6 protein-coding genes are annotated in these 10627 nt (G+C 65.4%); 5 read left to right on the forward strand and 1 reads right to left on the reverse strand.

Features of this window, described 5'->3' with window-relative positions; genetic code table 11:
• The first annotated feature begins 62 nt into the window (after window positions 1–62).
• From ptsP to clpB, 5 genes are all read left to right on the forward strand, one after another.
• Window positions 63–2330 (forward strand): phosphoenolpyruvate--protein phosphotransferase, encoded by a 2268-nt coding sequence (gene ptsP / locus HHL25_RS17580; protein WP_169593983.1) that lies wholly within the window; start codon window positions 63–65, stop codon window positions 2328–2330.
• Between the two features lie 23 nt (window positions 2331–2353).
• The gene (gene prfA, locus HHL25_RS17585; RefSeq protein ID WP_169593985.1) at window positions 2354–3433 is read left to right on the forward strand and encodes a peptide chain release factor 1; all 1080 of its coding nucleotides are present in this window, start codon (window positions 2354–2356) and stop codon (window positions 3431–3433) included.
• Window positions 3430–4305, forward strand: coding sequence for a peptide chain release factor N(5)-glutamine methyltransferase (gene prmC / locus HHL25_RS17590; protein WP_169593987.1), 876 nt, complete (start codon window positions 3430–3432; stop codon window positions 4303–4305). Before prfA ends, prmC begins: the two co-directional genes overlap by 4 nt.
• A gap of 331 nt (window positions 4306–4636) precedes the next feature.
• Window positions 4637–5323, forward strand: coding sequence for a DUF4167 domain-containing protein (locus tag HHL25_RS17595; RefSeq protein WP_169593988.1), 687 nt, complete (start codon window positions 4637–4639; stop codon window positions 5321–5323).
• Between the two features lie 287 nt (window positions 5324–5610).
• A complete protein-coding gene (gene clpB, locus HHL25_RS17600) occupies window positions 5611–8211 on the forward strand; it encodes an ATP-dependent chaperone ClpB (RefSeq protein WP_169593990.1) in 2601 nt (866 codons plus the stop codon).
• A 129-nt stretch (window positions 8212–8340) separates the two neighbouring features.
• Here clpB and HHL25_RS17605 read toward each other — a convergent pair whose 3' ends face one another.
• Entirely contained in the window at window positions 8341–10296 is a 1956-nt protein-coding gene (locus HHL25_RS17605; RefSeq protein ID WP_169593992.1) for a M23 family metallopeptidase, read from the reverse strand.
• Window positions 10297–10627 lie beyond the last annotated feature (331 nt).

Raw genomic sequence — 10627 nt, forward strand, 5'->3', positions numbered from 1 at the left:
CATTTCGGGACCCGGGCGGCGAGGCCGTCCGACCCAATGACGAATTCGGGAGCACGTACGCGATGAGAGACCTTTCCGCGGGTCCGCGTGTCCTCCTCAAGCGGTTGCGCGAATTGATGGCGGAACCGCTCGAGCCGCAGGAGCGCCTTGACCAGATCGTTCGCCAGATCGCGAGCAACATGGTCGCGGAGGTGTGTTCGGCCTACGTGCTGCGCTCCGACGGCGTTCTCGAACTCTACGCAACCGAAGGTCTGAACAAGGATGCCGTGCACCTGGCCCAGCTGAAGATGGGGCAGGGCCTCGTCGGCACCATCGCGGCCTCGGCACAGCCTCTCAACCTTTCCGACGCGCAGGCCCACCCGGCCTTCCGCTACCTGCCGGAAACCGGCGAAGAGATCTATCACTCCTTCCTCGGCGTGCCGATTCTTCGTGCCGGCCGGAGCCTTGGCGTTCTCGTCGTGCAGAACAAGGCGCAGCGCAACTACCGGGAGGACGAGCTCGAAGCGCTCGAAACCACCGCCATGGTGCTGGCCGAGATGATCGCGACCGGCGAGCTCAAGAAGATCACCCGTCCGGGGCTCGAACTCGACCTGACGCGGGCGGTGACCATCGACGGCGACAGCTACAACGAAGGCATCGGCCTCGGCTATGTCGTGCTGCACGAGCCGCGCATCGTGGTGACCAACCTCCTCAACGAGGACACCGAGACGGAAATCCGGCGCCTTGCCGATGCGCTCGGCTCGCTTAGGATCTCGATCGACGACATGCTGTCGCGCCGCGAGGTATCGATGGAAGGCGAGCATCGCGACGTGCTCGAGACCTATCGCATGTTCGCCCACGACCAGGGCTGGGTCCGCCGCATGGAAGAGGCGATCCACAACGGCCTGACTGCGGAAGCCGCGGTCGAGAAGGTGCAGAGCGACACCAAGGCCCGCATGATCCGCCTCACCGATCCCTATCTTAGGGAGCGGATGCACGATTTCGACGACCTCGCGAACCGGCTGCTGCGCCAGCTCACCGGCTTTTCGCCGCGCAGCGCCGCGGAAGGCTTTCCGGCGGATGCGATCGTCTTTGCCCGGGCCATGGGGGCTGCCGAACTTCTCGACTATCCGCGCGCCAACCTGCGCGGCCTCGTGCTTGAGGAAGGGGCAGTGACCAGCCATGTGGTGATCGTGGCGCGCGCCATGGGCATCGCCGTGGTCGGCCAGGCGGCCGGCGCGGTGGCGCTTGCCGAAAACGGCGATCCGGTCATCATCGACGGCGACGACGGCAAGGTACACGTGCGGCCGGTGGCCGACCTGCAGAAGGCCTACGAAGAGAAGGTCAAGCTGCGCGCCCGTCGGCAGGAGCAGTTCCGCGCGCTGCGCGACGTCGAGCCGGTCACCAAGGACGGCAAGCGTATCACGCTGCAGATGAATGCCGGCCTGCTGGTCGACCTGCCGCAGCTTTCGGAATCCGGCGCCCAGGGTATCGGCCTGTTCCGCACCGAGCTGCAGTTCATGATCTCGTCGACCATGCCGAAGGCCGAGGAGCAGGAGAGCTTCTATCGCAGCGTGCTGAAGCAGGCGGCCGGACGGCCGGTGACCTTCCGCACCCTCGACATCGGCGGCGACAAGGTCGTCTCGTATTTCCGCGCGCAGGAGGAAGAAAACCCCGCGCTCGGCTGGCGGGCGATCCGCCTTTCGCTCGACCGTCCGGGCCTGTTGCGCACGCAGCTGCGGGCGCTGCTCAAGGCGGCGGCCGGTGCCGAGCTCAAGATGATGCTGCCGATGGTGACCGAGGTCGCAGAGATCCGGGCCGTGCGCGAGCTGATGCAGAAGGAGGTCCAGCACCTCTCGAAGTTCGGCCATCCGCTGCCCAAGAAGCTGCAGTTCGGCGCGATGCTCGAAGTGCCGGCGCTGATGTGGCAGCTCGACGAGCTGATGGAGGAGGTGGACTTCGTTTCCGTCGGCTCCAACGACCTGTTCCAGTTCTCGATGGCGGTGGACCGCGGCAATGCGCGCGTGGCGGATCGTTTCGACGTTCTCGGACGGCCGTTCCTCAGGATCCTGCGCGACATCGTCAGGGCAGCCGACCGGCACGAGACCCCGGTGACACTGTGTGGCGAAATGGCGGGCAAGCCGCTTTCGGCCATGGCGCTGCTCGGCATCGGCTTCCGGTCGATCTCGATGTCGCCGACGGCGATCGGCCCGATCAAGGCGATGCTTCTCGGGCTCGACGTGGAGCAGCTCGGCCGGCACATCAATGCCGCGCTCGACGACCACCACACGCATGTGCCGCTCAGGGACATCCTGGTCGGTTTTGCCGAAGACAACAACATTCCCGTCTGATCGAATACAGTTTGGAGTAAAGGGTGGCGAAGCTTCCTGTCGAGAAAATGCGCGAACTCGAACGCCGTTTCGGCGAGATAGAGGCGCGCATGTCCGCCGGACCGGCGGCCGACGTCTATGTGAAGCTGGCGTCGGAATATTCCGAACTGCAGCCGGTGGTGAAGAAGATCCGCGAGTACGAGGCGGCGCTCTCCGAGCTTTCCGGGCTCAAGGCGCTGCTGGCCGACCGGGCGACCGACCGCGAGATGCGCGAGCTCGCCGAGATGGAGCTGCCCGAGGTCGAAGAGCGGATCGAGGGGCTGGAGAAGGATATGCAGATCCTGCTCCTGCCGAAGGATGCCGCCGACGAAAAGAGCGCGATCCTCGAAATTCGCGCCGGCACCGGCGGTTCCGAAGCGGCGCTCTTCGCCGGCGACCTTTTCCGCATGTACGAGCGCTTCGCCTCCACCAAGGGCTGGAAGGTCGAGGTGTTGTCGGCAAGCGAGGGCGAAGCCGGCGGCTACAAGGAGATCATCGCGACGATCACCGGGCGCGGGGTGTTTTCCAAGCTCAAGTTCGAATCCGGCGTGCACCGCGTCCAGCGCGTGCCCGAGACGGAGGCGAGCGGCCGGATCCACACCTCGGCGGCAACCGTCGCCGTGCTGCCGGAAGCCGAAGAGATCGACATCGAGATCCGCCCGGAGGATATCCGGATCGACACGATGCGGTCGTCGGGCGCCGGCGGCCAGCACGTCAACACGACGGACTCGGCGGTGCGCATCACCCACCTGCCGACCGGCCTGATCGTCACCTCGTCGGAAAAGTCGCAGCACCAGAACCGCGCCAAGGCCATGCAGGTTCTCCGGTCGCGTCTCTATGACATCGAGCGGCAGAAGGCCGACAGCGAACGGTCGGCCGATCGAAAGAGCCAGGTCGGCTCGGGCGACCGCTCCGAGCGCATCCGCACCTATAACTTCCCGCAGGGGCGCGTCACGGATCACCGTATCAACCTGACGCTCTACAAGCTCGACCGGATGATGGAAGGCGAAATCGACGAGATGGTCGATGCGCTGATCTCCGACTACCAGGCGGGCCAGCTGGCCCAGCTCGGCGACCAGACGTGAGCGGAGCGGAGGCGACGATCGCTTCGCTGCTGGCGGAGGCCCGCCGCCGCTTCGCGACCGTCGAAGGGCTCGACGATCCGGCGACCGAGGCCCGGATGCTGATCGGCGGGCTGCTCGGGCTCAACCAGACCGACTTCGTGCTGCGCGGTGCAGAGCCTGTCACGCGTGCCGATGCCGCCCGTATCGAGGCGGCGATCCGTCGGCGCGAGGCCCGCGAGCCGGTCCACCGCATTCTCGGGCACCGGGAATTCTACGGCCTCGACCTGACGCTGTCGCCCGACACGCTGGAACCGCGGCCGGACACGGAAATCCTGGTCGACACGGTGCTGCCGTGGGTTCGAAGGATCGTTCAGCAAAAGGGCAGCGCGCGGATCCTCGATCTCGGCACCGGAACCGGGGCAATTGCGCTGGCGCTGATCAAGGAATGCCGCGAGGCGCGGGCGGTCGGCGTCGATATTTCTCCCGGCGCCCTTACAATTGCCACAAGCAATGCCTATCTCAACGGTGTGACCGAGAGGTTTGGGACCTGCGAGAGTGCATGGTTCGACAAGGTCGAAGGAAGCTTCGACATCATCGTGTCAAATCCGCCCTATATACCGACCCTAGTGGTCGAGACGCTGGATCCAGAGGTCAGGGACCATGATCCGCGTGCCGCCCTCGATGGCGGTGAAGACGGCCTCGAGGCCTATCGCGCGATCGCGGCGGATGCGGCGCAGCATCTGCTGGAAGGCGGGGCGGTCGCAGTCGAAATCGGCTACGACCAGAAGCTTAGCGTCAGTCAAGTCTTTGAGGAAAAGGAGTTTTCCCTTTCGGAGGCACGGCAGGACTATGGCGGCAACGACCGTGTCCTGCTCTTCGTCAAGAAGGGCTGATCCGCATTTGCTGCGTACGCTAAGGATATTTTGGCTTTTGGAAGAAAAAGGCTTGGTTTTCGTAAGGAAGCGTAATAGTTTGCGGGCACGCAACGGGCAGCGGGGAATGAACGAGATTCGTTCGGGTCTGGGTCTGCTTCGATTTCGGCTCGTGACAGGGCTACACGGGGCGCGGAAATCCCGGTGCGTAACTCAGTAAACTTGACTATCACCAGCGGCACAAAAGCGATGGCGCAGTCTGCCCGCGGCACGCATAGCCTTGGTCCGGTCCAACCAGAACCAACAGCGTTGCCATCTATCAGCACAACGGAAGAATTCAGGTGAATCATCTATGAGGCCAGGACAGCAGAACAAGCGTGGTCGGGGGCGTAACAATGGCGGCGGTGGTGGCGGCGGCGGTGGAGGCAACTTCAACCGCAAGGGCCAGAACCCGCTGACCCGGACCTATGACAGCTCCGGCCCCGATGTGAAGATCCGTGGCACTGCCCAGCATATCGCCGAGAAGTACGCCACGCTCGCCCGCGACGCTCAGAGCGCCGGCGACCGCGTCATGGCCGAAAACTACCTGCAGCACGCCGAGCACTACAACCGCATCATCGCCGCCGCCCAGGCGCAGATGCAGGAACGCTTCCAGCGCGAGGACCGCGACGACCGGGATGACCGCAACGACTACGGTGATCGTGACGGCGACGACATGGACGGCATGGAAGACGTCGGCGGCGCTCCGCAGCCGCAAGCACAGGCTCAGCCCCAGCAGCAGCGGTCGCACCAGCAACCGCGCCAGCCGCGCCGCGAGGTCGAAATCGCCGGCACCGGACCGCAGCCGGTGATCGAGGACATGCCGGCCGAGGCGGCAGCCGCCGCTGCGGAGAGTGCAGCCGAAGAGACAGGCGAACGCCAGCCGCGCCGCCGCAACACACCGCGCCCGCGCCGCCAGCCGCGTCGCGGCAATGCGGAAGAGGGCGGCGAAGCCCAGGCTTCGGCCGAGGCGCCGGCACTCGAGGCCGCTTCGGAGTAAGTGCTCCGGACAGGTGACAGACCAAGGCCCCTTCTTCCGACCGGGAGGAGGGGCTTTTTGCATCCATGGGGCGAGACGGAGGGTTTCGGAGGACTTTCCGAGGTGGTGCTTGCCGATCGTCAAGGGCCACAGATTTTGCTCCAAATCGCTCTTTAAACGCCGAAAATGCCTCCCCATATCACGGTCAAGGGGACGGCGACGTCCCGCACGGTCCGCCTTGTCAGGGGGCCGTATCTCAACCGCCGCGCTGTGCCGATCGGGCAGGGCGGCTACCGGAGACAGGCACGATGAACATCGAAAAATATTCCGAGCGCGTCCGCGGCTTCCTGCAGTCCGCCCAGACGTACGCACTTTCCGAAGGCCACCAGCAGTTCACTCCCGAGCATGTGTTGAAAGTCCTGCTCGACGACGACCAGGGCATGGCGTCCTCGCTGATCGCGCGCGCCGGCGGCGACGCCAAGGAAGCGCGGATCGCCAACGACGCCGCTCTCGCCAAGCTGCCCAAGGTTTCGGGCGGCAATGGTCAGGTCTATCTGTCCCAGCCGCTGGCGAAGGTCTGCACCACCGCGGAAGAAGCCGCCAAGAAGGCCGGCGACAGTTTCGTCACCGTCGAGCGCCTGCTGCTCGCGCTTGCCATCGAATCCTCGGCCTCGACATTCCAGACCCTCAAGAAGGCCGGCGTGACCGCGCAGGCACTCAACCAGGTCATCAACGAGGTCCGCAAGGGCCGCACCGCCGACAGCGCCAATGCCGAGCAGGGTTTCGACGCGCTGAAGAAATATGCCCGCGACCTGACGGCGGAAGCCCGTGAGGGCAAGCTCGACCCGGTGATCGGCCGTGACGACGAAATCCGCCGCACCATCCAGGTCCTGTCGCGCCGCACCAAGAACAACCCCGTGCTGATCGGTGAACCCGGCGTCGGCAAGACGGCGATCGCCGAAGGCCTGGCCTTGCGCATCGTCAACGGCGACGTGCCGGAGAGCCTCAAGGACAAGCGCCTGATGGCACTCGACATGGGCTCGCTGATCGCGGGTGCCAAATATCGGGGCGAGTTCGAGGAACGGCTGAAGGCCGTCCTCAGCGAGGTGCAGTCGGAAAGCGGCGAAATCATCCTGTTCATCGACGAGATGCACACGCTGGTCGGCGCCGGCAAGGCCGATGGCGCGATGGACGCCTCCAACCTGCTGAAGCCTGCCCTTGCGCGCGGCGAGCTGCATTGCGTCGGCGCGACCACGCTCGACGAGTACCGCAAGCATGTCGAGAAGGATGCGGCGCTGGCCCGCCGGTTCCAGCCGGTCATGGTCGACGAGCCGAATGTCGAGGACACCATCTCGATCCTGCGTGGCCTCAAGGAAAAATACGAGCAGCACCACAAGGTGCGGATCTCCGACTCGGCGATCGTCGCGGCCGCGACGCTGTCGAACCGCTACATCACCGACCGGTTCCTGCCGGACAAGGCGATCGACCTGATGGACGAGGCCGCCTCGCGGCTGAGGATGCAGGTCGACTCGAAGCCCGAGGAACTCGACGAGCTCGATCGCCGCATCATGCAGCTGAAGATCGAGCGCGAGGCGCTGAAGAAGGAAACCGACAGCGCGTCCGCAGATCGGCTGAACCGGCTCGAAAGCGAAGTGACCTCGCTCGAGGAGCAGGCCGATGCGCTGACGGCGCGCTGGCAGGCGGAAAAGCAGAAGCTCGGCCTCGCCGCCGACCTGAAGGGCAAGCTGGACGAGGCCCGCAACGAACTGGCGATCGCCCAGCGCAAGGGCGAGTTCCAGCGCGCCGGCGAGCTGACCTACGGCGTCATCCCGGCGCTGGAAAAGCAGCTGGCCGAAGCCGAAGCCCAGGACAGCACGACCAATGCCATGGTGCAGGAAGTCGTCACGCCGGATGCGATCGCCCATGTCGTGTCGCGCTGGACGGGCATTCCGGTCGACAAGATGCTGGAAGGTGAACGCGAAAAGCTGCTTCGCATGGAAGACGAACTGGCAAAGTCGGTCGTCGGCCAGGGCGATGCGGTGCAGGCGGTGTCGCGTGCGGTCCGCCGTTCGCGCGCAGGCCTGCAGGATCCGAACCGACCGATCGGCTCGTTCATCTTCCTCGGCCCGACCGGCGTCGGCAAGACGGAGCTCACCAAGTCGCTCGCCCGCTTCCTGTTCGACGACGAAACGGCGCTGGTCCGGATCGACATGTCGGAATACATGGAGAAGCATTCGGTCGCCCGGCTGATCGGCGCACCTCCCGGCTATGTCGGCTATGAGGAAGGCGGAGCACTTACCGAATCCGTCCGCCGCAAGCCGTATCAGGTCGTGCTGTTCGACGAGATCGAGAAGGCGCATCCGGACGTGTTCAACGTGCTGCTCCAGGTGCTCGACGACGGTCGCCTGACCGACGGCCAGGGCCGCACCGTGGACTTCAAGAACACGATCATCATCATGACCTCGAACCTCGGCGCCGAATACCTGACCGGTCTTCGCGACGACCAGGACAGCGAGGCGGTTCGCGACCAGGTGATGGACGTGGTGAAGGCATCGTTCCGTCCGGAGTTCCTCAACCGCGTCGACGAGATCATCCTGTTCCACCGGCTGCGCCGTGCGGAAATGGGGGCGATCGTCGACATCCAGCTCAAGCGGCTGCTGGCGCTGCTGGCCGAGCGCAAGATCGCCATCGAGCTTGCCCCGGACGCCCGCGAATGGCTGGCCGACAAGGGCTACGACCCGGTCTATGGCGCGCGTCCGCTGAAGCGGGTGATCCAGAAATACGTCCAGGATCCGATGGCCGAGCAGATCCTGTCGGGCACGATCGCCGACGGCGCGACCGTCCGCATCGCCGCAGGTTCCGACCGGCTGCTGTTCACGACGGTGAAGGCGGTCAGCGAAGCGGCCTGACCTCAGCCGAAACTCCCAACAGACAGGAAAGGCGGTCCCGCAAGGGGCCGCCTTTTCGTCGTGCGGACGAGCGCCGTGCGTGAAGACCGGCTGGCGGTACTACAGGCCGCCGGTCCGGGCTCAGGGATCTCAGTTGCTGGCGACTTCGGGCGGCTTGCCGCCGCCCTCGAGCAGGGCGTCGATGCGCTGGCGCTCGGTCTCGAACTTGGCGAGGGTTTCGCCCTCGAGCGACTTGCCGCCGGGCAGGCGGACGCGCAGCGGGTCGACCTTGGTGCCATTGACGATCAGCTCGTAATGCAGGTGCGGACCGGTCGACAGGCCGGTATTGCCGACATAACCGATCACCTGACCCTGACGGACCTTGGCGCCCGGCGTGACGCCCTTGGCGATGGCACTCTGGTGATTGTAGGAGGTGACATAACCGTTGGCGTGACGGATCAGCGTCTGGTTGCCGTAGCCGCCCGAATCCCAGCCGGCCTTTTCCACCGTGCCATTGCCCGACGCGATGATGGGCGTGCCACGGGGTGCTGCCCAATCGGTGCCGGTGTGCATGCGTGAATAGCCGAGGATCGGATGGCGACGCATGCCGAAACCGGACTTGAACACGCCGTTCGGCACCGGGTTGCGCAGCAGGAACTGGCGGATCGACTTGCCTTCCTCGTTGAAGTAGTCGACCGAATTGTCGGCCGGGTCCTGGAAACGATAGAAGGTCGTCACCGTGTCGCCGAAGCGGGCCCGGACATAGAGCAGTTCGCTGTCCTCGGTCGCGTGACCCTCCTCGTCCTCGACCGAGAAGAAGGCCTCGAGCGTGTCGCTCGGCTTCAGCTGTGCCTGGAAGTCGACATTGGCGGCGAGCAGCTTGATCACGAGCGCCGTCATGTCGCTGTTCATGCCGTAGGACAGGGCGGCCCGATAGATCCCGTCATAGACGCGGGGCAGGTCGCGCGCTGCCGAGGGAACCTGCGGCGCACGCTCGTCGAAGGCCGTGGCGATCGCGTCGAGGGCCGGCGGCTCGGAGCCCGTAACCAGGCGGCCGGCATCGCTCACCGCAAGCGTCACGACATGGGTCGCGCGGCGGTAGAGGCTGATGCGGACGATCTTGACCTCCTCGCCGCGCTGGATGATGCCGATGCGCAGCACGTCGCCTTCTGCAAGCTGCTGGCCGCCGGCATAGGGTTCGAGCGCCTTGGCGATGTCACCGGCCTTGGCCTTCGGGTAGCCGGCCGCCATCAGCACGGCGTCGGCGGTCTGGGCGCGGCGCACGGGCAGCACGTCGTCGGCATATTCGGGCGTTTCCGGCGTCAGCATTTCCGGCTCGGAGACAGTCATGTTCTGTTCGACGATGCGGGCGGTGAGCCCGGCGGCGAGGTCGACGCCCGAGGTCTCGGTGTCAAAGCGTTGCGGGTCGATGTAGTAGAGGGCGGCGACCTGGGTCGAACCGTCGGTCAGAACCGAACCGTTGGTGCGGACGTTTTCCTCGACCTCGTCGAAGCTCATCTCGCCGGCGAAGGGGCGGCTGGCGCCGCCGGTCGGAAAGGGCGTGGTCTTCAGGCTGACCTCGGATTCGACATCGGAGCCGTAGAGGGTGCCGGTACGGGTCGCGGCAGGCGCAACCTTCTCGTCGGTGGCGAAGATCGCCAGCGGGTCGAAGGGCGGATAGTTTTCCTGGGTCTTGTAGTTGGCGGCGAGCGCCATCTTCACATGGGCGAAGGGCTGGCGGCGGACCACCTCGCGTTCGCCGTCATGGGTGACGGTGGAAACCTCGAGGATTGCCTTGTCGACCGGACGGGCGGCAATCTTCGGACCGAAGAGGCGGGCGCCGCGGCTGACGGTCTCCGCCTCCAGGCCGGCCTTTTCCCCTTCGCCGGTCACCGCATAGGCTTCGGCCGGGATCGCCAGTTGCTGGCGGCCGTCGAGGGCGGCGAAGAGGGCAACGCCCATCAGGATGCAGGAGGTGATGCCGGTGAGGAAGGTGCCGGACAGCCAGCGCAGCGAAATCTCGCGCCGGTCCGGCGCGCGATGGCCGTCGGCAAGGATCGGCGGTTCGCTTCCAAGCGATCGCACCATGTTGCGGTCGTTGATCATCCGCGCGGCATCCGTGCTTTCCCCATGAACCCCGCCCGCGTGTCACGCGGGCCGGCCAACATCTGCATGTTTCGACGCGCCCCGTCAAATCCCGGGGTGCCTGAGGAGCCCGCGCGATTGCCCGTGCGCGAGGCAGGAGACCCCCCGCGTGCATCCTCAAGGCATGCTCTAGACCATGCAATTGTGAAAATCCCGGGACGGAAAGATGGCATGCCGGTGGCTCGGGGCCGGATGAGCCTGGAAGACCGAGCGATATCCAGGTCCCTCGGCCTGCTCCTTGTCGCGTTTTACGGAATTTCCTTTTCCTATCAACGACTTGTTTGATTTTTCT

The organism is Rhizobium terricola (genome assembly GCF_012927355.1).
Taxonomy (GTDB): domain Bacteria; phylum Pseudomonadota; class Alphaproteobacteria; order Rhizobiales; family Rhizobiaceae; genus Allorhizobium; species Allorhizobium terricola.